This window comes from Streptomyces sp. NBC_01689 (genome assembly GCF_036250675.1).
In the GTDB taxonomy this organism is placed as follows: Bacteria; Actinomycetota; Actinomycetes; order Streptomycetales; family Streptomycetaceae; genus Streptomyces.
The window spans coordinates 1,114,728-1,136,470 of the sequence record NZ_CP109592.1 but is presented as its reverse complement, the minus strand read 5'-3'; the positions used below and the strand labels follow the sequence as shown (position 1 = coordinate 1,136,470).

22 protein-coding genes and 1 pseudogene are annotated in these 21,743 nt (G+C 71.1%); 14 read left to right on the top strand and 9 right to left on the bottom strand.

What is annotated here, in order from left to right; all coding sequences use genetic code 11:
- Position 1 precedes the first annotated feature (1 nt).
- From OG776_RS04685 to OG776_RS04665, 5 genes are read left to right on the top strand one after another with little or no spacing between them, the layout of a single operon-like run.
- Complete coding sequence (locus OG776_RS04685) at positions 2-229, top strand: V-type ATP synthase subunit F (protein WP_261994451.1); 228 nt, start codon at positions 2-4, stop codon at positions 227-229.
- Entirely contained in the window at positions 226-735 is a 510-nt protein-coding gene (locus tag OG776_RS04680) for a hypothetical protein (protein ID WP_261994452.1), read from the top strand. Before OG776_RS04685 ends, OG776_RS04680 begins: the two co-directional genes overlap by 4 nt.
- Positions 732-2,528 (top strand): V-type ATP synthase subunit A, encoded by a 1,797-nt coding sequence (locus OG776_RS04675; RefSeq protein ID WP_329319090.1) that lies wholly within the window; start codon positions 732-734, stop codon positions 2,526-2,528. The genes OG776_RS04680 and OG776_RS04675 overlap by 4 nt, the downstream gene beginning before the upstream one ends.
- The gene (locus OG776_RS04670) at positions 2,525-3,919 is read left to right on the top strand and encodes a V-type ATP synthase subunit B (protein WP_329319088.1); all 1,395 of its coding nucleotides are present in this window, start codon (positions 2,525-2,527) and stop codon (positions 3,917-3,919) included. The genes OG776_RS04675 and OG776_RS04670 overlap by 4 nt, the downstream gene beginning before the upstream one ends.
- Positions 3,916-4,536, top strand: coding sequence for a V-type ATP synthase subunit D (locus tag OG776_RS04665; protein ID WP_148008238.1), 621 nt, complete (start codon positions 3,916-3,918; stop codon positions 4,534-4,536). The genes OG776_RS04670 and OG776_RS04665 overlap by 4 nt, the downstream gene beginning before the upstream one ends.
- 64 nt (positions 4,537-4,600) lie before the next feature.
- Here the strand turns inward: OG776_RS04665 and OG776_RS04660 are convergent, their stop codons facing one another.
- On the bottom strand, positions 4,601-5,023 hold the full coding sequence (locus OG776_RS04660; protein ID WP_329319086.1) for an Hsp20/alpha crystallin family protein: 423 nt from the start codon (positions 5,021-5,023) through the stop codon (positions 4,601-4,603).
- Positions 5,024-5,174: 151 nt separating this feature from the next.
- On the opposite strand from OG776_RS04660, the gene OG776_RS04655 reads away from it, so the two are divergent.
- Entirely contained in the window at positions 5,175-5,696 is a 522-nt protein-coding gene (locus OG776_RS04655; protein ID WP_329318929.1) for a hypothetical protein, read from the top strand.
- Positions 5,697-5,706: 10 nt separating this feature from the next.
- Here the strand turns inward: OG776_RS04655 and OG776_RS04650 are convergent, their stop codons facing one another.
- Positions 5,707-6,582 carry an IS5 family transposase gene (locus tag OG776_RS04650; RefSeq protein ID WP_329319084.1) on the bottom strand — a complete coding sequence of 292 codons (876 nt, stop codon included), beginning with the start codon at positions 6,580-6,582 and terminating at the stop codon, positions 5,707-5,709.
- Positions 6,583-6,685: 103 nt separating this feature from the next.
- On the opposite strand from OG776_RS04650, the pseudogene OG776_RS04645 reads away from it, so the two are divergent.
- The 8 genes and pseudogenes from OG776_RS04645 (at position 6,686) to OG776_RS04610 (ending at position 15,117) form a co-directional block, all read left to right on the top strand.
- Positions 6,686-8,172: pseudogene (locus tag OG776_RS04645) on the top strand (nicotinate phosphoribosyltransferase).
- Positions 8,173-8,308: 136 nt separating this feature from the next.
- Positions 8,309-8,599 carry a DUF1918 domain-containing protein gene (locus OG776_RS04640; RefSeq protein ID WP_148008240.1) on the top strand — a complete coding sequence of 97 codons (291 nt, stop codon included), beginning with the start codon at positions 8,309-8,311 and terminating at the stop codon, positions 8,597-8,599.
- Positions 8,583-9,461 (top strand): universal stress protein, encoded by an 879-nt coding sequence (locus OG776_RS04635; RefSeq protein ID WP_148008241.1) that lies wholly within the window; start codon positions 8,583-8,585, stop codon positions 9,459-9,461. Before OG776_RS04640 ends, OG776_RS04635 begins: the two co-directional genes overlap by 17 nt.
- A 30-nt stretch (positions 9,462-9,491) precedes the next feature.
- Complete coding sequence (locus tag OG776_RS04630; protein WP_148008242.1) at positions 9,492-10,481, top strand: Acg family FMN-binding oxidoreductase; 990 nt, start codon at positions 9,492-9,494, stop codon at positions 10,479-10,481.
- Complete coding sequence (locus tag OG776_RS04625) at positions 10,462-10,971, top strand: CBS domain-containing protein (protein WP_329319079.1); 510 nt, start codon at positions 10,462-10,464, stop codon at positions 10,969-10,971. The genes OG776_RS04630 and OG776_RS04625 overlap by 20 nt, the downstream gene beginning before the upstream one ends.
- The gene (locus OG776_RS04620; protein ID WP_329319077.1) at positions 10,961-13,804 is read left to right on the top strand and encodes a cation-translocating P-type ATPase; all 2,844 of its coding nucleotides are present in this window, start codon (positions 10,961-10,963) and stop codon (positions 13,802-13,804) included. The genes OG776_RS04625 and OG776_RS04620 overlap by 11 nt, the downstream gene beginning before the upstream one ends.
- A complete protein-coding gene (locus tag OG776_RS04615) occupies positions 13,805-14,464 on the top strand; it encodes a potassium channel family protein (RefSeq protein ID WP_148008244.1) in 660 nt (219 codons plus the stop codon).
- Positions 14,461-15,117, top strand: coding sequence for a potassium channel family protein (locus tag OG776_RS04610; protein WP_329319075.1), 657 nt, complete (start codon positions 14,461-14,463; stop codon positions 15,115-15,117). The genes OG776_RS04615 and OG776_RS04610 overlap by 4 nt, the downstream gene beginning before the upstream one ends.
- A 29-nt stretch (positions 15,118-15,146) precedes the next feature.
- On the opposite strand, the gene OG776_RS04605 is transcribed toward OG776_RS04610, so the two are convergent.
- From OG776_RS04605 to OG776_RS04575, 7 genes are all read right to left on the bottom strand, one after another.
- Positions 15,147-15,590 (bottom strand): universal stress protein, encoded by a 444-nt coding sequence (locus tag OG776_RS04605; protein WP_148008246.1) that lies wholly within the window; start codon positions 15,588-15,590, stop codon positions 15,147-15,149.
- A 309-nt stretch (positions 15,591-15,899) separates the two neighbouring features.
- Positions 15,900-16,775, bottom strand: a complete 876-nt coding sequence (locus OG776_RS04600) for a universal stress protein (protein WP_261994454.1) — start codon at positions 16,773-16,775, stop codon at positions 15,900-15,902.
- A 122-nt stretch (positions 16,776-16,897) separates the two neighbouring features.
- Complete coding sequence (locus tag OG776_RS04595; protein WP_329319072.1) at positions 16,898-17,377, bottom strand: hydrogenase maturation protease; 480 nt, start codon at positions 17,375-17,377, stop codon at positions 16,898-16,900.
- Positions 17,374-18,720 carry a Ni/Fe hydrogenase subunit alpha gene (locus tag OG776_RS04590; protein ID WP_329319070.1) on the bottom strand — a complete coding sequence of 449 codons (1,347 nt, stop codon included), beginning with the start codon at positions 18,718-18,720 and terminating at the stop codon, positions 17,374-17,376. Before OG776_RS04590 ends, OG776_RS04595 begins: the two co-directional genes overlap by 4 nt.
- A 24-nt stretch (positions 18,721-18,744) precedes the next feature.
- The gene (locus OG776_RS04585; protein ID WP_148008249.1) at positions 18,745-19,593 is read right to left on the bottom strand and encodes an oxidoreductase; all 849 of its coding nucleotides are present in this window, start codon (positions 19,591-19,593) and stop codon (positions 18,745-18,747) included.
- Between the two features lies 1 nt (position 19,594).
- A complete protein-coding gene (locus tag OG776_RS04580; protein WP_148008250.1) occupies positions 19,595-20,413 on the bottom strand; it encodes an FAD/NAD(P)-binding protein in 819 nt (272 codons plus the stop codon).
- Positions 20,410-21,579, bottom strand: a complete 1,170-nt coding sequence (locus OG776_RS04575) for a 4Fe-4S dicluster domain-containing protein (protein WP_329319067.1) — start codon at positions 21,577-21,579, stop codon at positions 20,410-20,412. Before OG776_RS04575 ends, OG776_RS04580 begins: the two co-directional genes overlap by 4 nt.
- Positions 21,580-21,743 lie beyond the last annotated feature (164 nt).

The window sequence follows — 21,743 nt, the reverse complement described above, 5'->3', positions numbered from 1 at the left end:
GATGGGCACCGTGGCCGCCATCGGCGCACGGACAAGGGTGTCCGGTCTGGCCCTGGCGGGGGTCGACGTCCTCGTCGCGGAGGATCCGGACGCCGTCCGCAGCGCCTGGCGGACGCTGCCCGGAACGGTCGGTCTGGTGATCCTCACGGCCGTGGCCGCCGAAGCGCTGGGCAGCGCGGCGACGGGGCCTGACCCGTCCCGGCCGCTGACGGTGGTGATGCCCGGATGACTGCGCCTGTGGACGCACTGAGCCCCGTCCGCACAGAGTTGCTGCGCGCGGCACGGGCCTCGGCCGACGCGGTCGGGGACCGTGCGCGCGCCGACGCGGAGGAATCCTTGCGCTCAGCCCGCGCCGCGGCCGAGGCAGTGCTCGCCCAGGCCCGGGACCTCGGCAGGGCCGACGGTGCCGCCGAGGCGGCTCGGGAACGGGCGCGGGCGGTCCAGGACGCCTGGGCGGCGGAACTCGCGGCCCGCGCCGAGGTCTACGCGGCCCTGAGGGCGTCGGTTCGCGCGGGTGTGCGAAAGGCGTTCTCGGAGGACGCGTCTCTGCAGTCGCGCTGCGCGGAGGCGGCGCGAGAGCTCGTCGGTCCGCAGGCGAGGGTCACTGCAGCCTCGGGGGGCGGGGTGACGGCCGAGGTGCCCGGCCGCCGCGTCGTCCTGGCGGCGGACGCCCTTGCCGATCGCGCCCTGGACCGGCTGGGTGTCCTGGCCGAGACGTTGTGGGAGCCGGCGTGACCACCGTCGGCCCTCCGTCGGACTCGTTGGAAGGGCCCACGCTTCCGCAGATCACGCCCGGCACTCCGCCGGACGGCGCGGACCGCCCACGGATCCTCCGTGTCGCCGGGCCCCTCGTGGAGATCACCTGCCCGCCCACGGTGGCCATGCACGACCTGGTCGTGCTGGGTGCTGCCCGGCTGCCGGGCGAGGTGGTCGCCATCCACGGCGACACCGCCACCATCGAGGCGTACGAGTACACCGGCGGACTCGCACCCGGGCACCCCGCAGAGCCCCAGGGGCGCCCCCTGTCGGTGCAGCTGGCACCGGATCTGCTCGGCGGCGTGTTCGACGGACTGCTGCGCCCTCTGGCCGGCATCGGCGACCTTCTCACGGCAGGCGGACCGACGACCGTTGAACCGGACCGGCGCACCTGGTCGTTCACACCACAGGTGGCTGAGGGAGCAACGGTCGCGGCCGGTGCCGTCCTCGGTGAGATCGGCGCGGGTGTGCAGCTGCGGGTCCTGGTGCCCCCGAACCTGTCGGGGGAGGTGACTTGGGTTGCGGCGGCCGGCGATCACCCCTCGGACATCGCGCTCGCCGTGGTGGACGGTCAGGAAGTGTGTATGGAGCAGTCCTGGCCGGTACGGAGACCGCGACCCGTCGCGCGGCGGTTGCCGGCGGACGTGCCCGTGAACACCGGGCAGCGTGCCGTCGACCTGCTCTTCCCGGTGGCACGTGGCAGCACCGTCGCCGTGCCCGGTGGCTTCGGCACCGGCAAGACCATGCTGCTGCAGCAGATCGCCAAGTGGTGCGACGCCGATGTCATCGTCTACGTCGGCTGCGGTGAGCGCGGCAACGAGATGGCAGACGTCATCGAGGAGTTGGCGGAGCTGACCGATCCGCGGACCGGGGGTCGTCTGGCGGAGCGGACTGTGACGATCGCGAACACTTCCAACATGCCGATGATGGCCCGCGAGGCCGGCGTGCACACGGGCGCGACGGTCGCCGAGTACTTCCGCGACATGGGCCTCGGCGTCGTTCTGATCGCCGACTCGACCTCCCGCTGGGCGGAAGCGCTGCGCGAGTTCGCCTCCCGCATGGGCGAACTCCCCGCCGAGGAGGGCTACCCGGCGGGGCTCGCCTCGCAACTGGCCGCGTTCTACGAGCGGGCCGCCGCCGTGCGCACCCTCGGCGGCGTGACCGGCTCGGTCACGGTGATCGGCGCGGTGTCTCCCCCGGGTGGTGACCGCACCGAGCCCGTCACCGCACACACCGAGCGCTTCGTGCGCTGCTTGTGGAGCCTGGACCGCGATCTCGCCTACGCGCGCCACTATCCCGCGGTGTCCTGGTCGGAGTCCTTCTCCCGGGACGCCGCCACACTGGCCACCGCCCATGCGCGGGCCGGTGACGTCGGGTGGGCCGAACGGCGTGGACGTGTCGCGCGGCAGCTCGCGGAGGCGGACCGGCTGGCCGACCTGGTCGAACTGGTCGGGATCACGGCTCTGCCACCCCGTGAACGGATCAGTGTGCTCGCCGGACGGCTGCTGCGCGAAGCCGCGATCCAGCAGAACGCGCTGTCTCCCGAGGACGCCTATTGCGCGCCCCAGAAGACGGCAGCCCTCGTGGAGGCCGTACTGGCGGTCATCGACCGGTGCCTGGAACTGGTGGATTCCGGAATCCCTGCGGACGTCGTCGAAGGGGTCGACTTCACCCCGCTGCTGCGGGCGCGCGAGACGGCGGGCCCCGCCGAGACCGCTCCGGTCGCCGTGGCCCGCGACACCGTGCTGGCCCGGCTCGAGGAGGCGGAATGACCGGCGCCGTGCGCATCGAGTACACGGGGGTGCGGGATCTGCGCGGTCCCCTCCTGTTCGTCGAGGGGGTGAGCGGGGTTGGGTGGGACGAGTTCGCCACGATCGTCCTCGACTCGGGTGAACGACGGCACGGCCTGGTCCTGGAAGTGGACCGGGACATCGCGGTGGTGCAGGTCCTTCAGGACACCGCCGGCATGAACCGCATCGGCACCCGCGTCGCCTTCTCCGGCACACCACTGCGGATCCCGGTCGGGACGGGCTGGCTGGGGCGGGTGTGCAACGGCCGGGGCGAACCGGCCGACGGTGGGCCACCGGTGCTGGGCGGGGCGTACGCGGAGGTCGTCGGCACACCGATCAACCCGGTACGCCGGGAACCGCCGAGCGAGGCGGTACTCACCGGCGTGGGCGCCGTGGACGTGCTCACCACACTGGTGCGGGGCCAGAAGCTGCCGGTGTTCTCGGCGGCCGGGCTACCACACTTGGAACTGGCCGTGCAGATCACCGCCCAGGCGACGTGCGGGGGTGAGCCGTTCGCCGTCGTGTTCGCCGGCATGGGGCTCACCCACGCCGACACGGCGTTCGTCCGCGAAGGGCTGGCGGCCCGCTCGGCCGCGAGGGAACTGGTCCTGTTCCTCAACACCGCCGACGACCCGGTGATCGAACGGTTGCTCACCCCGCGACTCGCCCTGACCGTCGCCGAGCATTTGGCCTTCATCGAGGGCCGTCACGTCCTGGCGGTCATGACGGACATGACGGCCTACTCGGAGGCGCTGCGCGAGGTGTCCGCCGCGCGTGGCGAGATTCCGGCCCGCCGGGCCTATCCCGGTTACCTCTACAGCGACCTCGCGTCCCTCTACGAACGCTGTGGCCGCATCAGGGGGCGGTCGGGGTCGGTGACCATCCTGCCCGTTCTCACCATGCCCGCCGGCGACATCACCCACCCCGTCCCGGACCTCACCGGCTACATCACGGAAGGTCAGATCGTGCTCTCCGGCGAGGTACAGGCGGCAGGTACGTATCCGCCCGTGGATCCGCTGGCTTCGCTGTCGCGACTGATGCGCAAGGGAACCGGAGCGGGACGCACCCGCGCGGACCATCCCGCCGTCGCGGCGCAGTTGATCGCCGCGCTGGCACGGTCCCGGCGGGTGCGAGAACTCGCCGACCTGATCGGACGCTCGGCGCTCAGCCCGACCGATCTGCACCATCTGGAGCTGGAGGACGCCTTCCGGCACCGGTTCCTGGCGCAGGGCACCGACGAGAACCGGTCGCTGGACGACGCCCTGGACCGGGCCTGGGAGGTGCTGCTGACCCTGCCGCGCAGCCAGCTCGGCATGCTTCCGGCCAACCTGCTCGACGCCCACGCTCCGCCGCAGGACCAGGAGGCACGATGAGTCCGCGGGCGCGCCGGGTCCCGGCGGGACGCGCCGGGCGCCTGCGACTGCGTCGCAGTCTCGCCACGGCGGTTCGCGGAGCGGACCTCCTGGAACGCAAACTCCGGCTCCTGCTGGACCGGGAGCGCACGGCACGGCAAGCGACCGAGGACGCGGACCGGGTGTGGCGACAGAGGCTGGCCGAGGCGGAATCATGGCTCGTGCGAGGAGTGCTGCTCGGCGGCGAAAGCGCACTGGCCGAGGCGGCACCGGCCGGGCGGGCGCGTGTCGACGTCCAGTGGGGCGCGCTGATGGGCGTGCGCCACCCGGCGGTGGTCACCTTAACGGACCCCGTCCGCTCTCTGGGAGAACAGACACCGCCCAACACCGCCCTCGCGCACGCCGAGACGGCCTATCGTGCAGCCGCCCGTGCCGCGGCGGAACTCGCCGCCCACCAGGCGGCCGCCGAGCTTCTGGCCGCCGAGGCAGTACGGACCCGACAGCGGGTCCGCGCCCTGCGCCGGCATTGGATCCCTCGGCTGCAGGACGAACTGGCCGAAGCAGAGTTGGCGTTGGAGGAGGCGGAGCACGAAGAAGCGGTACGGCGCCGCTGGGCCGCTGGGCACGGCGGCACCTGAGCATTCCTCGCGACCGGCCGCGGATGGCGGGCCCAAGGGCCCGCCGTCCGCGGCCGGTTCGGCATCAGTTCCCGTGCCGGATCTCCACGTGCTTCGCCTCCGCCTTCTCGGCGCCCAGACTCACGCTGACGGTCAGCATGCCGTCTGTGTAGTCGGCCTTGACGCCGTCCTCGTCGGCGCCCGGCGGCAACGTGACGCTGCGGCTCATCGCGCCGTACCGGATCTCGCCGTGGTTCTTCGTGACGTCCTTCTCAGTGCGTTCGGCCTGGACGGTGAGGATGCCGTCGCCGATGAAGACATCGATGTCCTCGGGCGACATCCCCGGCAGCTCCGCCCGCATCACATAGCGGCCGTCCTCCGTGTCGTCCTCGATCCGGACCGTGTATAGGTCACCCATCAGGGGCATCGCGAACCGGGCCGGAAGGTTCTCGCAGCAGTCCGACATCTCCGGGAACGCGAACCTCTGCTTACGTGCCACCGTGGTCATCGCCGTACCTCCTCGGCTGTTGTGCGGCCTGCCGACACCTCCGGTCCAGCGCGCACGAACCCGTACCGCCGAGGTCGAAGAACCCTTCCCTCGGGACCTGAGGTCTCTTTCGTGCTAGGGCGTGTGTCGGAAGTGCTCTAGGTTGGCTGACGTGAACGCGCGGGGGCGGAGTTACCGATATGTCGGACCGGCTGAGTTGAAGGCTGCGGTGCGGCCCGGTGACGGCGGCCGTCGGATCGGCTCGGCGGCTGACTTCGGTGGCTGGATCGTGGAGCAATCGGCGGCGGAACTGACCGAACCGTTCACCTTCGTGATCGATGTGGACGGTGTGCTCCGGCTGGCCCCGCGGCGAAGTGAGCACGTGGCCTGTGCCGGCGGAGACATGGTTCTGAGTGCCGGCGAGATCAGCTTCATGCGCGAGGCGGACCGATGGACCGTGAGCGAGGTCAGCAACCAGTCCACCGGGTACTGCCCGGACGTCAACTCCTGGGCGGAGGTCGCCCAGGCTCTGGACGCTGTAGAGCTCCGGCGGCCTTCCGGCTTCACTCACGAGGTTGTATTCCGGCGGTGCCCCGACTGCCAGGAGCACAGCATCGTGCGTGAGGACGACTTTATCTGCGTCTTCTGCGGCAGCGATCTGCCCGCGACGTGGAACGTGGATCCCACCGCGTGACGGCCGGGGGTCAGAGCCACTCGTTGATGGCAGCGACGAGCACGATCGCCTCGTAGCGGACGGCGAGCTTGTCGTAGCGTGTGGCGACAGCGCGGTGTCTCTTGAGCCGGTTGATCCCGCACTCGACCGCATGGCGCTCGCGGTAGTCGGCCGGGTCGAAGCGCGGAGGTCGGCCGCCGCGGGAGCCGAGCTTTTGGCGGTTGCGTGCCTGGTCAGCCTTGTCCGGGATGGTGCACCGGATCCCGCGGCGGCGCAGATAGGCACGGTTCTTGCGGGACGCGTACGCCTTGTCGGCCCGCACGCGATCGGGGCGGACGCGCGGCCGGCCCAGTCCGATGCGAGGCACACGAACCTTCTCCAGCACGGGTTCGAATTGCGGTGAGTCTCCGCGCTGTCCTGCCGTCACCACAATCGACATGGGCTTCTGACCTTGCTCGACGGCGAGGTGCAGCTTGGTGGTGAACCCGTCGCGTGACCTTCCTAGCCCGTGATCATGGGGCTCGGTGAACACGCCACCTGGTGGTTCCTTCTGCAGATCGCCCTGGTTGCGGGCCCCGGCCGCGTGCTGATGGGCGCGGCAGACCGTGGAGTCGACGTTCAGGTCCCACGTGATCTCGCCCTTCGCGTTGGCCAGAGACTGCAGCCGGGTGAGGATCCGGTGCCAAGTGCCGTTCCGCTGCCATCGGCGGAACAGGTCGTAGACCCGGCCCCACGGCCCGTACTCGACGGGCATGTCCCGCCACGGGACACCGGTACGGACCCGGAACCGTATGCCGTCGATCAACTGCCGCCGAGGCCAGACGGGCGGCCGCCCCGCCCTGCCCCCCTTCGACAACAACGGCTCCAGCACCGCCCACTGCTCGTCCGTGAGATCTCCCCGCCCCATGAACCGTGATCATTCACAGTCCAAGATCGAGTTTCGATACACGGCCTAGGCGGTCGCGGCCAGACTGGGAACCAAGGAACCAAGACACCCGGCGGCGATCACCATGTCCGACGTCACCACCACCGACCTCTACGAAGTGACCATGGCCATGTCCTACCTCCGGGAGGACATGCGGGCCCCAGCTACCTTCAGCCTCTTCGTCCGCGACCTCCCGTCCGGCCGGGGCATCCTGGTTGCCGCGGGTCTGTAGTCCGCCCTGGACTTCCTGGCCCGCTACCGCGTGGAGCAGGACGATATCGAGGAGTTCGCGGACGCCCTGCACCGGCCTGCCCAGGATCTCGAACCGCTCCTCGTACTCTCCTTCGAGGGTGTTGTGCTCGCCGTGCCGGAGGGCCGTGTGGTGTTCGCCGGAGAGCCGCTGCTGGAGGTGACCGCCCCGCTCCCACAGGCCTAGCTCGTCGAGGCGTACCTGCTGAACCAGCTGTGCCACCAGACGGTGGTCGCATCGAAGGCGGCGCGCTGTGTCCTGGCTGCGGCCGGACGACCGGTCGTGGACTTCTCCCTGCGCCGCGCGCACGGCCCGTGGGCGGGTCTGCAGGCCGCTCGTCTGGGCGCCCTGGTGGGGTTCGCGGGTCCGAGCAACGTGGCCGCGGCAGCGGCCCTCGTCATCCCGGCCTCGGGCACCATGGCGCATTCCTACATAGAGGCGTTCCCCGGCGAGGAGGAGGCGTTTCGTGCGTTCGCGTACGCCCACCCCGGCCCCGTCATCTTCCTCGTCGACACCTACGACACCGAGGAGGGCCGTACGCATCGCCACCCGGGTCCTGGCCGAGCCGCTGCGCGGGCCCGGCTGCGCGATCCGCCTGGACTGCGGTGACCTCGACGCACTCGCGCGCCGGTCACGCGCCATACCCGGGTCCTGGCCGAGCCGCTGCGCGGGCCCGGCTGCGCGATCCGCCTGGACTGCGGTGACCTCGACGCACTCGCGCGCCGGTCACGCGCCATCCTGGACGCCGCCGGACCGGCCGACGTGCGGATCGTGGCCAGCGGCGGGCTCGACGAGTACGGCGTGGACCGCCTGGTACGCGCCGGCGCCCCGATCGATGTCGCGGTGGGCACGACGGTGGGGGTGGCAGCGGACGCCCCCTCCCGGGACGCCGCCTACAAGCTCGTCGAGTACGACGGCGGGCCCGTGATGAAGCTGTCCTCGGCGAAGGTCACGGCCCCGGGCCGCAAGCAGGTCTTCCGCCGCACCGGGCGGCCCGACGTGATCGCCCTGGCCGGGGGAGAGCCTCCGGATTCCGCTCAGCCGGTGGTGTGCACGGTCATGCGCGGCGGGCGGCGGACCTGGTCGCCGGACCACTGGCACGACGCCCGCAAGCGATTCCGTGAGGACGTCGCCGCTCTGCCCGGCCCGGCACTCCGGATCAAGGACCCCGAACGGTCCTGCCGGTATGGTCCGACGCTCTTGCGCGGCTCACCGCCTCGGTGCGTGCCGACATCGAAGCCCGACTGGGCCCACAGGCGCACGTCGTACCCCCGGACACAGCGATCTCCCGCTCTGTCCCCCTGTCGGCGCACACACACTGACCGGTCCCCGCGCGAGGGGAGGGCCAGCAGGGCCGCCATCGGGACCATTGGCCCCTGGCAGGCCGACAGCGCCGAAGCCTTCCATGGAATCGGCGGCGGCATCGCTCCGCGCCACCGCAGGGAGGAGGCGAGGACGATGTCCGTTCCCCCACCACTGAAGAAGAACGACCAGGCCGTACCGGTGTCGGGCCCCGAGGCGACAGGCGCCTCGGCGCTCGCCCGCGTCGGCGACGAGGTCGTCGTACGGGGGACCACGGCCGGAGTCATCGCACGAGACGGCGAGATCGTCGGCCTCCATCACCCGGACGGCAGCCCGCCCTACGACGTGCGCTGGGCCGACAGCGGACGGGTGACCCTGTACTTCCCGGGCCCTGACTCCTACATCCGCCATCTGGTGACCGGGGGCGACCATGTCCCGACCCGTTGACCGTCGGCCGATCGTGGTGGGTCTCGATCCTGAGCCCGGCCATCGGATGGCACTGGCCTGGGCGGCCGACGAGGCCGCCCGGCGGCGGTTGCCGTTGCGCCTGGTCCACGTCGAGGGCGTACCCACCAGCGGCTACCGCGGGCAGGAGGTCCCACCGTCGTGGGAGGAGTGGAACGAGGCGCTGCACAAAGCCGGCCAGCGGGTGCTGGAGGAGGCAGCGGCCTTCGTCGCGGCCCGGCAACCGCAGCTCGAGGTGGACGTCCTGCTCGCGGAGGGCGACCCGGTGTGGGTGCTGCGCGAGCAGAGTCGCGGCGCCGCCGCCGTCGTGCTGGGATCACGGCACCTGAGCCGCAGGAAGGAGGTCTTCGGCGCGCACTCGGTGGCCCTGCCGGTCATGGCCCATACTCGCTGTCCCATGGTGGTCGTTCCCGAGCCGGAACACATCACCCAGGAGCCGGCGTACTTCGTCGTCGGCGTCGACGGCAGCGAACACTCCGCCGCGGCGGTCGACATGGCGTTCGAGGAGGCGGCCCTGCGTGGCGCCGAGCTGCGGGCCCTGCTGGTCTGGGAGCCCGGACCGCTCCGGATCTTCGACGAGCACGAGCCGCAGCAGGAGTGCCGCCGCCTGCTCTCCGAGATCGTGGCAGGCCGCCATGCCCGCTACCCCGAGGTCGACCTGCGGCACGAAGTGGCCCTCGGGCATCCCGTCAAAGTTCTCACCGATGCGTCGGCGCATGCGCTGGGCCTCGTGGTGGGAACCCGGGGCCGTGGGGGCTTCGCCGGCCTGTTGCTGGGGTCGGTCAGCCAAGGCGTGCTGCACCACGCCACTTGCCCTGTCATCGCCGTCCCGACACCTGGGTGAGTCCCAGGACCCTCACGAAGGGGAGCCGCCGTGACCGCAGAACCTCTCGACGTGAACGTCGTCACCGCACTCGTGGCGGACGCCGCCGCGGCGCCCTCGCTGCACAACGCGCAGCCCTGGACCTTCCGCTACATGCGAGACATCGGAGTCCTCCGTCTGTACGCCGACCTGGAGCGCACCCTGCCGCGAACCGACCCGGACAATCGGGGCCTGCACATCGGTTGCGGCGCCGCACTGCTGAATCTGCGCGTGGCCGCCGCTGCGGCGGGCCTGGCGCCACTCGTCCGCCTGCTGCCCGACCCGGCCTACCCGGAGTTCCTCGCCGAAGTGCATCTGTGCGGCATCGGACCACCTGACAGGGCGCTCGCCCAGCTGGGCCCTGCCATCCGGCGCCGCCACTCCAGCCGACTGCCCTTCCGCGACGAGGAAATCCCCGCCGCCGTGCGGCGGAGGCTTTACGACGCGGCCGGGGCCGAGGGCGCACAGTTGCTGTTCCCCGGCGGCTGGCACGTGCAGACCATCCTGGACCTGGTTCGGGACGCCGAGGGCAGGGAGGCCGTGGACCCTGATATACGGGGGGAAACACTACAGTGGACGCGCACGGAGCCGTCGGCTGTTGCCGGGGCGGCCGACGGCATCCCCGGCGATGCGTTCGGTCCTCGGCAACGCGGTACCTCGGTCCCCGTGCGTGACTTCGCCGTCGGCCGCCCGATGACCGAGCGCGGCTGCGCGCCCTTCGAGAAGCATCCGAACATCGCCCTGCTGGGTACGGCCCACGACGAACCCGCGGACTGGCTCTGCGCCGGTCAGGCGCTGGAACGGGTCCTGCTCCGGGCCACAGCGGACGGGCTCGCCGCCTCGGTCACCTCCCAGCCCCTGGAGTGGCCGGAAATCCGGTGGACCGTCCGTGACCCCGTCTCGTCCATGGCGCACGTCCAGATGGTGATCCGGCTGGGCTACGGCCCCGAGAGCCCGGCGAGTCCACGGCGGCCGGTGGCCGATGTGCTCGATGTCCTCTGACCGGACCCATCGGACAGCGAGGAGGGGACACGTGGAGGTCTCCGAGGTGATGACCGCTCCTCCGGTGTGCGTCGCACCAGACGCCTCCCTGGTCGAGGTGACCCGGCGGATGGCCGAATGCGCCGTCGGTTCGGTCCTCGTGGTCGATGACGGAACGCTGCACGGCATCGTCACCGACCGCGACCTCGCCGTACGCGGCATGGGCGGCGGCCTGGATCCGGAGGCCCGGGTGGACGCGGTCATGTCTCCCGGTGTCGTCCGGGTGGAAGCGACCGATGATGTGGAGGTGGCTTATCGGACGTTCCGCCGTACGGGGGTCCGCCGGCTTCCGGTTCTCGACGCAGGCCGGGTGGTGGGCGTGCTGACGATCGACGACCTCTTCCTCGAAGTCTTGCGGCGGCTTGCCGACCTGCTGGGCCCGGTCGCCTGGAGCATCATGCAGGAGCCGCCCGGCCCGCCTTCGCAGACCGGAGCCCCGCATGAGCCCTGAACCGGCTCGGCAGGCGACGGCCGCTCTCCGCGAGGGCGGACCACCGACCGGCGTCACGACGACGGCGCCACCGGATCGGCGAAACACCTCCGCCTCGTCGATCCCCGCAGTACCGGTCTCCGACGTCCTTGCCGCCCTGGAAAGTTCTCCGCGCGGTCTCACGTCGGCCGAGGCAGCTACACGCCGGGACTGTTATGGCCCCAACGAGCTGCCCGGCGTGCGGCGGGGCCAGGTGTGGCGTCGCCTGGTGGCGCAGTTCACCGACCTCTTCGCGGTGGTTCTGCTCGTCTCCTCGGCGATCACGTTTCTCGCGTACTGGCTGGGGCAGCCCCGGGATCCGTCCACCCTTCAACTTGCCCTGGCGATCCTCGGCGTGGTGCTGCTGAACGCCGGCATCGGTTTCGCGCAGGAGTACTCCGCCGAACGCACGGCCGAGTCCCTGCAGGCGATGGTGCCGCGCACCTGCCGCGTGCTGCGCGATCGCGAGCGGCGCGAGCTGCCCGCGCGGGACCTGGTGCCCGGCGATGTGGTGATCCTTGAGGCCGGGGACGCGGTGCCTGCCGACTGCCGGCTGGTCGAGGTCCAGGAAGCCGCCGTCAACAACGCTGCGCTCACCGGCGAGAGCGATCCGGTCGCGCGGGTCGCGGCACCCGTAGCGCCGGGACCGCCGCTGCAGGCCCGCAACTGCGTGTTCATGGGCACCGACCTGGTCGCGGGCACCGCGAAGGCCGTCGTGTTCGCCACGGGTACGGCCACCGAGTTCGGGCGGATCTTCCGGCTCACCGCCGCCGCCCCGAGGCAGCGGACCCCGCTGCAACGGCAGGTCGCCGTCATGGCCCGCCGGGTCGCGGGCGTGGCGCTCGCGACCGGCGCTGCCCTGTTCGCTGTGCGCCTGCCCAGCGGGCAGCCGTTCGTCGACACGTTCGTCTTCTCGCTCGGTGTGATGGTCGCTCTGGTGCCGGAGGGCTTGCCAGCCACGCTCTCCGTCTCACTGGCGATCGGTGTACGCCGCATGGCTCGCCGGCACGCGCTCGTCAAGCAACTGCTGGCCGTGGAGGCGCTGGGTTCGACAAGCGTGATCTGCACCGACAAGACGGGCACCCTCACGCAGGCCGAGATGACCGTCGTCCAGGTGTGGGCGGACGGTGCGTCGCACGCCGCGTCCGGAGTGGGGTACGCACCGGTCGGTGAGATCACCGACGCGGGGCCCGTACGGGAGCTGCTTCGAGCGGCTGCTCTGTGCAGCAACGCCCGGCTGGTGCCGCCGACCGGGCGGGACTCCTGGCGCGTGCTCGGAGACACCACCGAGGGGGCCCTGCTGGTGGCCGCCCGGAAAGCCGGCTTGGATCCGGCGCGGGAAGAGGCCGGTACACCCCGGGTGGCGGAGCATCCCTTCGACTCCGCGCGCAAGCTCATGAGCACCGTGCACCGCGACAGCGACGGCCGGTTCTTCGCTTACGTCAAAGGCGCCCCGTTCGAACTGCTCGCCCACTGCGATGCCATCGACCGCAGCGGCACGACGGCACCGCTGTCCGATGCGGCCCGCACCCAAGTGGCGGCGGCCGCGGACGGCATGGCCGGACAGGGCCTGCGCGTACTGGCGGTCGCCCGGCGGCCGGTCTCCGGTCCACGGCCCTCGCTCGGAGACGTCGAGTCGGAGCTGACGCTGCTGGGGCTGGCCGGGATGTACGACCCGCCCCGGCCGGAGGTGCGGGACGCGGTGGACGCGTGCCGGCGGGCCGGGATCCGCATCATCATGGTCACCGGAGACCATCCCCTCACCGCGGAGGCCGTCGCCCGCCGTGTCGGCATCGTGCGCGAGACGGGTCCGGCCGTGGCGACGGGCACCCAGCTCGACGCGCTGGACGACAGCGGCCTGGACGCCCTGCTGGCGAACTCCAGCGAACTGCTGCTGTGCCGGGTCAGCCCCGAGCACAAGATGCGGGTGGTCACGGCACTGCAGCGGCGTGGCGAGGTCGTCGCCGTCACTGGCGACGGGGCCAACGACGCCCCGGCCCTCAAGCACGCCGACATCGGCGTCGCCATGGGTGCCTCGGGCACCGACGTCGCCCGTGAGGCGGCGGTGATGGTGCTGCTCGACGACTCCTTCGCCTCGATCACCACCGCGGTGGGACTGGGTCGCTCGGTCTACCGCAACATCCGCAAGTTCCTGATCTACCTCTTCAGCCACAACATCGCCGAACTCGTACCGATCCTCGCCGCGACCTCCGCCGGCTTCCCGCTGGTGCCGATCACAGCGGTACAGATCCTGGCCATCGACCTCGGCTCGGACGTGCTGCCCGCCCTCGCGCTCGGTGCGGAGCCGATGGAGCCCGACGTCATGAGCATCCCGCCGAGGCCCCGACAGGAGCGACTCTTCTCGACTGCGGTCATGGGCCGCATCCTCTTCCTCGGCGGCATCCAGGCCCTCGGCGTGTGCGCCGTCTTCTTCTGGCACATCCACGCCTCCGGCATCCCCTACGCGGACTTCACCAAGGACAATCCCGTCTACCGCGAGGCGATCACCATGGTTCAGGCCGGCATCGTCGTCAGCCAGTTCTTCAACGCCCTCGCCGTGCGCACCGACCGGCAGAGCGTCTTCCGGGCTGGCCTGCTGACCAATCCCTGGCTGCTGGTCGCTGGCTGCTTCGGCATCGGGCTGATGGCCGCCATCAGCTACGCGCCACTGCTCCAGGCGGTCTTCCACACCGCGCCGCTGGCCCCCGCCGACTGGGCGGTTCTGGCCGCATTCGGAGCGCTGCTGCTGGCCGCCGAGGAACTCAGGAAATGGGCGCTGCGGCATCGGAGGACATCCTCGAAGGGAGGAAGGTGAATGAGAGTGATCATCGCGGGTTGTGGCCGGGTCGGGGCCACCCTGGGCGCACAGCTCGTCGCCGAGGGCCACGATGTTCGGCTCGTCGACCGGCAGCCGAAAGCGCAGAAGAGGCTGGCACCGGGCTTCCCCGGCACCTTCCACATCGGCAACGGCTTCAGCCGCTCCGCGCTGGAGACGGCCGGAATCGCCCACGCGGACGCCTTCGTCGCGGTCACGTCCGGGGACAACAGCAACATCGTCAGCGCGCGGACCGCCAAGGAGGCGTACCGGGTCCCGATCGTCCTCGCCCGCATCCATGATCCGCGCAGCGCCGACATTTACCGGGAACTGGGCATCCCGACCATCTCCAGCGTCCGCTGGGCTGTCAACCGCATCCACCAGATGCTGCTGCACCGGCACCTCACACCCGAGGTCTCCTTCGGCAACGGCGAGACACTCCTCGTCCGCTCCCAGCTGCCGTCTTACGTCTCCGGACGACAGATCACCGAGTTCGACATCGACGGCGAGATCCGCGTCGTGGAGATCACCCGTGCCGGTCGGTCACTGCTCCCCGCCCATGGTGTCCTCGCCGAGCCCGGTGACCTGGTCACCTTCAGTGTGGCCGCCACGGCGCTGGGCCGGCTGAGCGGCTTCCTCGACAAGGAGCTGGGAACGTGAAGGTCCTGATCGCGGGCGCGGGCCGACTCGGCACCCAGATCGCCCAGGTGCTGTCCGCCGCCCGCAACGATGTCACCCTCGTCGAGTACGACGACGACCGCGTGGCCGAACTCGAAGACCTTCCGCACGTGCGCGTCGTAGCCGGGGACGCCTGCGAGCCGGCGCTCCTCGAGCATGCGGGAGCCCTCGCCTGCGACCTGGTCATCGCCGCCACCGGCCGCGACGAGGACAACCTCGTCATCAGTCTGCTCTGCAAGAGGCAGCTCGGAGTGGGGCGGGTGGCCGCGCGCGTCAACGAGGAGGAGAACGCCTGGCTCTTCGACGGGCGGTGGGGCGTGGACGTGGCCGTGCCCGCTGCCACGCCCCTGATCTCCCTCATCGAGGAGGCCACCGGTGCCACGGACACGGTGGCGCTGCTGAGGCTGAGCAAGGCGGGCGTCGAGGTCATCGAGACCGCGATCACCGAGGAGTCCCGGGCAGCGGGACGCCGGCTGGCCGAGATCGAGCTGCCCGTCGGCACCGTGGTCGCCACCGTCGTACGCGAAGGCCGGCCCACGGTCCCGGGCCCCGAGGTGCGGCTGCTCCCGGGCGACGAGCTCCTGCTCGTGTCACACGAGGCGACCGAGCAGGAGATTCACGCGGCATTCCAGTGAAGTGGCCCCACACTGGCCCCGGCCTCGGGTCACTGCTTCTGGGAACGCACGATCACGACCGGGCAGCTCGCATGCTGCGACACATGCTGACTGACGGAGCCGAGAAGGGCACGAGCGAACCCGCCCCTGCCCCGGCTGCCCACCACTAGGACCTCGGCTCCCTCGGCGGCCCGCAGCAGGACGTCGGCGGCGTTGCCGTGCACCACGTGGCTCCGCACCGAGCCCGCGGCCTCCGCGCCGAGCACGTCGGCCAGCTCCTGGCTCATCTTCTGCAGGGTCTCTTCCTCGTCGACGTCCATGTCCACGGCGGGCCCCGACCAGCCGTACAGGCCCGGCAGCTCCCACACCGCGACCGCTTCCACGGTGCCGCCGACCAGCCCGGCGTAGCGCACGGCCCAGCGCAGGGCCTCGTACGAGGACTGCGACCCGTCGACGCCGACCACCACCCGCGGCTCCGAGACATCCGTGTCCATGCGTCCCACTCTCCTTCGGTGTCTGAGCCCACGGGGCCGGCCCGCCCCTGCTCTCCACGCTGCGGGACCCATCGCCGCACCGCTACAGATGAGCAGCCGGCGGCATGACGGGGCGACGGGGGCGGCGTGCCGTCAGCAACCGTGGCGCGTGACCCAGCCAGGGCTCCACGCGTTCCCACGGATGCTGGTGCCCGACGGCACGTGGCGACACGTCGAGACCATCAGGGTGCGCGATCTGTTCGGCTGAGAGCCTGGCGCAGATGGCGCCCCCCGACAACTGTGGACCGGCAGGCATGCCTAGGAGCACAGTCACTGCCGTTCGGGCACGACCGCGACCGGACACTGAGCATGGTGCAGCAGCGCATGGCTCACGCAGCCGAGCTGGAATCCGAAGTGACCCGTCCTACGGTGTGCCCCGACGATCACGAGATCCGCGGCCGCCGACCGGTCCACGAGGATCTTGCCGGCCGGTCCTTCGACGGCCGACGGGCGCGTCCGGACATGCGGATGCTCGGCGCTCGCCGCCTTGAGAAGAGCGTCGAGCACGACGGAGGCGTTCTCCTCGTACGTGTCCGCCTGTCCGCCGCGCTGCAACCGGTCACCGTGTCTGTCGTAGGCAGGCCTGCGCCAGGCCCGTACGACGTCGAGGACGCACCCTCGCACCTCGGCCTCGCGGAAGGCGAAACGCACAGCCTCCGCAGTCGTGTCCGATTCGCCCAGGCCGAGCAGGATCCGCTCGTGCTCACCCGCCAGGCCCACGCCATCACCCCGGACCACGAAGACCGGACAGTGCGCCCGGGCGGACACGCCGAGACCGACCGACCCGAGCAGCAGCCCCTCGAGCTCACCACGGCCACGCGAACCCGTCACCAGCGCGAACGCACGGTCGCCCGCGCTCACGAGAGCGGCCGCAGCGTCCTCCGGAACGATGTCGGTGGTGACCTTCACATCCGGGTTGCGCCGTTCGGCCCGATCGGCCGCAGCGGCCACGATGTGCTCGGCCAGCACCTGCTCGGAGGGTCGCCTCAGGTCCACCGAGGGAAGATCCGCCTCGTAGCGCGCCCACAAGGAGGCGTACACCAGCCTGAGCGAAACACCATGACGCGCGGCTTCGTCCACGGCCCAGTCGACCGCCAGCAGGGACGAGTCCGATCCGTCCACCCCCACCACCATGGGAAGTGTCATTGTCCCCACTGCCTTTCATGGAGCCGCCGACAGTGTGCGGCATTGGGGGTGAACTTCACCTTCCCACTCCGTGTCGGTAGTCGCGAGGGCGCTTCGGCTCGCGCAGAAGGACCATCGGCCCCCTACTGCTCGTGGTTCGCTCCGTGTCCCTGCCGAACGGACGCGGCGACCCGGTCGATCAGTTCAGGGAGCGCCGACCGCACTGCTTCACTCAGGGGCGCACCGAGTTCGACGTCCGCCACCTCCACGGCGTGCACCACGAGCCTCTGCGGCAGCTGCCCGAGTGCCTCCGCCAGGGCAAGGCACTCCCCGAGGCCGAGCGCATGGGTGCTCGCAGTAGCTGCTGTCTGGGAGGCCGCGTCCGCCGCCGTGAGGGTGTGCAACTCCCCGGGCCGGGCCGGCCGTGCGCGGAGGGCTTCCACCACGACCACCGTGTCCGCGCCGCGCCACACATCGAGCATGCGTGCAGGTTCGCCGTCACTGACCGTGAGGACGGTTCCGTCCGGGACACGGCCCCGCAACGCCTCCACCGCAGCCGGGCCGACGCCGTCGTCGCCGCGTAGGGGATTGCCCACGCCGATCACCACGACCCGGCGGCTCATGTGTGCTCCACGGTCACGTCGAGGAAGTGGGCGGCGCAGGAGATACAGGGGTCGTGGTTGCGGATGGCCCGTTCGCACAGATGGGTGAGCTCCTCGTCGTCAGCGGCGGGCCCGGCTGTCTCCAGGCGCGCCTGGACCGCCTTGCGCACGTCTTCCTCAATGGCCGTCTGGTTCTGGGCCGTGGGCGGGACGATACGGGCCTCGGTGATCGTGCCGTCCTCGGTGAGGGCATAGCGGTGGTACAGCAGGCCCCGGGGCGCCTCGGTGGCCCCGGTGCCGGAAGCCTGGCGCGGCGGCACCTCGACGGCCGGTCGGGGAGGTCGTTCGTATCCGCCGATGATCCGCAGGGCTTCCTCGATGGCCTGCACCACTTCCACGGCGCGTACGACGATGCTGCGGAAGGGGTTGTCGCAGACGGCACCGGTCAACGGGTCGCCCAGGCCGGCGTCGCGCGCCGCCTCGGCGGCCACGGGGTGGAGCCAACGGCCGTTGATCGCGTAGCGGGCCAGCGGCCCGGTCAGGTAGCGGCGGCCGTCGAGTGCGGCCGTGCGAGCCGTGGAGTGCGGTACCTGCCCTTCCTGGACGTGCTGTTCGAAGTCGGCCAGGGGGAACTCGCGCAGCGCCGGGTCTTGGCCTTGAGCGGCCATGACCGCCGGTGTTCCGGAGTCGATCGCGTAGCGGCCGGGGTCGCGCAGTGCTAACAGGTCGTGGTCGCACACGGCGTCGGGGAAGTCGAACGCGGCCGCCCAGCGGACGGATTCCAGCGCGTCCTCCCGGGCCTGCCGCAGCCGTTCGGCCAACGGACGCAGCTCCTCCCGCCCCGGAGTCCGGTAGAAGCCGCCCACCCTGACGTTGACCGGATGGACGGGGCGGCCGCCAAGCTGTTCGACGATCGCGTTGCCGGCCTGTTTGAGCCTCAGACCGCGTTCGACGGCGGCTCGCTGGTCGCGGGCGAGCTCCACGACGTCGGCACGCCCCAGGAAGTCCGGGGCATGCAGCAGGTAGATGTGCAGAGTGTGGCTCTCGATCCACTCGCCGCAGTACAGCAGGCGCCGGAGTTCCGCGAGGGGGCCGTCCACCGTGACCCCGCAGGCGTTCTCGATCGCCCGGCAGGCGCTCATCTGATAGGCGACCGGGCAGATACCGCAAATCCGGGCGGTGATGTCGGGAGGCTCGGTGTGGCCGCGGCCGGTCAGGAAAGCCTCGAAGAAGCGGGGCGGTTCATAGATGCGCAGCCGCGTCTCGGCGACCGTGTCACCCTTGACGCGAAGGTGGAGGGCGGCCTCGCCTTCCACCCTGGCCAGCGCGTCCAGTCGCAGGACGCGTGTTCCGCGATCGTTCATGCGCGCCTTCCGGGCGGGGGGCCTTCAGGCCGGAGGGCTCTGCTGCTCCTCGGCCGCGAGGTCGGGTACGGGGGCATATTCCGGCGACGCGGCGTTGAAGGTGCGGAAGACACGCTGGATGTCCCGCTCACTCATCCCGTCGTGGCGCAGTTGCGCGATCATGGAGCGCAGATTGGGCTTGCTCGACGGTCCGAAGCAGCCGTAGCAGCCTCGTCCGTAGGCGGGGCAGATGGCACCGCAGCCGGCGTGTGTGACCGGGCCGAGACAGGGGGTGCCGTGGGCCACGGTGATGCAGGTGGTGCCGCGCCTTTTGCACTCGAAGCAGACACTGTGGTTCGAGATCTGGGGTTTGCGACCGGCCAGGTAGGCGTTGATGACTTCGAGAAGCTGGCGGCGGTCGATGGGGCACCCCCGCAGTTCGAAGTCGACCGGCACGTGGGCCGAGATCGGTGTCGAGGTCTCCAGGGTGGCGATGTACTGCGGCTGGGCGTAGACGGCGGCGAGGAAGTCGTCGACGTCGGCGAAGTTGCGCAGTGCCTGAATGCCGCCCGCAGTGGCGCAGGCTCCGATCGTCACCAGGTACCGGGAGATGCGGCGGACGTGCTGGATCCGCACGGCGTCCTCGGCGGTGGTGATCGACCCCTCGACCAGGGACAGGTCGTAGGGCCCTCGGCCCGCCGGCCGGGCACGCTCCCGGTCTGCGCCCTCGGCCGGTGTCATCTCCACGAAGTGGTCGATCCGGACGCGTTCGGTGAGGCCGAGGAGTTCGTCCTCACAGTCCAGGAGGGTCAGCTGACAGCCGTCGCACGAAGCGAACTTCCACACCGCGAGTGTCGGCCGTGTACGAATGACCGGGCCGAGGTCGGTGACCATGTCACAACTCCCTCACGAGGAGCAGATCTACCACACGGACGTAGCCGACGACCGGGCCGTCCCGGCACAGCAGGAGCGGGCCGAGCTGGCAGTGGCCGCAGTGGCCGGTGGCGCAGTGCATGTTCCGTTCCAGGGACACCTGGACGCGGTGCGGGACCAGCCCGCGGGTCACGAGATCGCGTGCGGTGTGCCGCATCATCACCTCGGGTCCGCACACCAGTGCGCACGTCCGTTCGGGACGCAGGGCGAGACGGTCCAGAAGCGTGGTGACGACGCCCACCGCGCGCTGCCAGCCCGGACCGGGGCGGTCGACGGTCACCTCGACCTGGGCCGGGCCGCGCCAGCTCTCGATCTCGTCCTGGAAGACAATGTCGGCGGGGGTGCGGGCGCCCACCAGGACGGTGAGCCGGCCGTAGTCCGCCGGCCGATCCAGGACCGTGTGCACGACCGGCCGCAGCGGAGCCAGGCCGATGCCGCCGGCGACCACCAGAACGTCGTGTCCGGCTGCCGCTTCGAGGTCCCAGCCGGTGCCGTACGGCCCGCTGAGTCCGACGCTGTCACCCGGGCGCAGCCGGTACAGCGCGGTCGAGACCGCGCCCACCGCGCGCACGGTGTGCACAAGACCCCCGTGGCGGCCGCGCAGGGCACTGGCGGAGATGGGCACCTCGCCGACCCCGAACGCGTAGATCATCGCGAATTGTCCCGGTGCGAAGGGGGCGAGTGCCTCCCCGGTCGGTACCAGCTCGATCGACCGGGTGTCGGCGGTCTCGGCCCAGGTGGCGGCGACGCGATAGGGCAGCGGGGGCGGCACGGTGGTCATCCCCCCCGAGGCTCCGCTGCCGTCCATTCGTGCAGGGCAGCCGCTTCCTCTGTGATGTCGATACCGACCGGGCACCACACGATGCAGCGCCCGCAGCCCACGCAGCCCGACGAGCCGAACTGGTCGTACCAGGTACCGAGTTTGTGGGTCATCCACTGCCGATAGCGGCTGCGCGAGGAGGCGCGGACCGGACCGCCGTGCAGCTGGGAGAAGTCCAGGTCGAAGCAGGAGTCCCACAACCGCCACCGCTCGGCGTGGTCGCCGGTGAGGTCCGTGACGTCCTCGGTGGTGGTGCAGAAGCAGGTGGGGCACACCATGGTGCAGTTGCCGCACGTCAGGCACCGCCCGGCGACATCGTCCCAGCGGGGCGCGTCGAGCGTGCCGGCCATCAGCTCCCGCAGATCCGCCTCAGGCATGGTCCGTCCCATGCGGTCCGCGGCGGCTGTGACGGCTGCGCGAGCCGTCTCCCGGGTTTCCGGGTCGGCCGGACGGGCGGGCAGTTCGGCCAGGATCTCCGCGCCTTCCGGGCTGCCGCTGCGAATCCAGAAGCGGTGGCCGTCCTCGTCAACCACCTCGGTCATCACCAGGTCGTAGCCGGGACCGGCAGCGGGCCCGGTGCCCATGGAGACGCAGAAGCACGTGGCGCCGGGCTCCGTGCACTCGACCACGATCAGCAGGGCCCCGGAGCGCCGCCCCTGGTAGGTGGCGTCGCGGTACGCGCCGCCGGTCAGTACCTGGTCCTGGATGGCGATGGCCCGCAGATCGCAGGGGCGCACACCCAGGAAGGCGTACCGCGGGGGCGGGGCCTGGTCGGCGGTGAGGACCAGCTCCCCCTCCACCCGGTCGGCGCTCCACTCCCGTATGCGCGCCGGATGCAGGAAGGACTTCCAGGACTGGGGACCCGCCGCGTTCGCGAAGGCCGCGCCATCCGACCGCTCCCGCAGGCGGTACCGCCCGGCCTCCAGCTCCACGCCCCATCCGTACGGCAGCTCGTCGGCCGACAGCAGCTCCGCCAGCACGATCGCGCCGTCCCGCACAGTGGGTCCGACCACGGTGAATCCGCGCCGGACCAGCACGTCCACGAGCGCGCCCATGCCGTCCTTGCCCATGACGAGCTCGTCGGATGCGGGTGGCCGGGGGGTGTTCACCTCGGCGTCGGCGCTCATGACCGACCTCCTTTATCGCAGCGGACGGCACATCGAACCACGCCGTCCCCACAAGCCCACGATGTCAGCATTTCCGGCATGGTGCCGCGCCGACAGAGCCACCCGGGCCCGTACGCGGGATCCATTGGTTCCGTTGCCCCGAGCCACCGCAGCGCCGGGTGGCG

What these genes read in the sequence shown, in the direction of transcription:
- OG776_RS04575 (WP_329319067.1), bottom strand. Translation starts at nt 21,579, where the DNA reads ATGAGCGCCGACGCCGAGGTGAACACCCCCCGGCCACCCGCATCCGAC.
- OG776_RS04625 (WP_329319079.1), top strand. Translation starts at nt 10,462, where the DNA reads ATGTGCTCGATGTCCTCTGACCGGACCCATCGGACAGCGAGGAGGGGA.
- OG776_RS04660 (WP_329319086.1), bottom strand. Translation starts at nt 5,023, where the DNA reads ATGACCACGGTGGCACGTAAGCAGAGGTTCGCGTTCCCGGAGATGTCG.
- OG776_RS04600 (WP_261994454.1), bottom strand. Translation starts at nt 16,775, where the DNA reads ATGACACTTCCCATGGTGGTGGGGGTGGACGGATCGGACTCGTCCCTG.
- OG776_RS04605 (WP_148008246.1), bottom strand. Translation starts at nt 15,590, where the DNA reads ATGGACACGGATGTCTCGGAGCCGCGGGTGGTGGTCGGCGTCGACGGG.
- OG776_RS04585 (WP_148008249.1), bottom strand. Translation starts at nt 19,593, where the DNA reads ATGGTCACCGACCTCGGCCCGGTCATTCGTACACGGCCGACACTCGCG.
- OG776_RS04580 (WP_148008250.1), bottom strand. Translation starts at nt 20,413, where the DNA reads ATGACCACCGTGCCGCCCCCGCTGCCCTATCGCGTCGCCGCCACCTGG.
- OG776_RS04685 (WP_261994451.1), top strand. Translation starts at nt 2, where the DNA reads ATGGGCACCGTGGCCGCCATCGGCGCACGGACAAGGGTGTCCGGTCTG.
- OG776_RS04670 (WP_329319088.1), top strand. Translation starts at nt 2,525, where the DNA reads ATGACCGGCGCCGTGCGCATCGAGTACACGGGGGTGCGGGATCTGCGC.
- OG776_RS04640 (WP_148008240.1), top strand. Translation starts at nt 8,309, where the DNA reads ATGTCCGTTCCCCCACCACTGAAGAAGAACGACCAGGCCGTACCGGTG.
- OG776_RS04595 (WP_329319072.1), bottom strand. Translation starts at nt 17,377, where the DNA reads ATGAGCCGCCGGGTCGTGGTGATCGGCGTGGGCAATCCCCTACGCGGC.
- OG776_RS04665 (WP_148008238.1), top strand. Translation starts at nt 3,916, where the DNA reads ATGAGTCCGCGGGCGCGCCGGGTCCCGGCGGGACGCGCCGGGCGCCTG.
- OG776_RS04590 (WP_329319070.1), bottom strand. Translation starts at nt 18,720, where the DNA reads ATGAACGATCGCGGAACACGCGTCCTGCGACTGGACGCGCTGGCCAGG.
- OG776_RS04615 (WP_148008244.1), top strand. Translation starts at nt 13,805, where the DNA reads ATGAGAGTGATCATCGCGGGTTGTGGCCGGGTCGGGGCCACCCTGGGC.
- OG776_RS04680 (WP_261994452.1), top strand. Translation starts at nt 226, where the DNA reads ATGACTGCGCCTGTGGACGCACTGAGCCCCGTCCGCACAGAGTTGCTG.
- OG776_RS04650 (WP_329319084.1), bottom strand. Translation starts at nt 6,582, where the DNA reads ATGGGGCGGGGAGATCTCACGGACGAGCAGTGGGCGGTGCTGGAGCCG.
- OG776_RS04635 (WP_148008241.1), top strand. Translation starts at nt 8,583, where the DNA reads ATGTCCCGACCCGTTGACCGTCGGCCGATCGTGGTGGGTCTCGATCCT.
- OG776_RS04620 (WP_329319077.1), top strand. Translation starts at nt 10,961, where the DNA reads ATGAGCCCTGAACCGGCTCGGCAGGCGACGGCCGCTCTCCGCGAGGGC.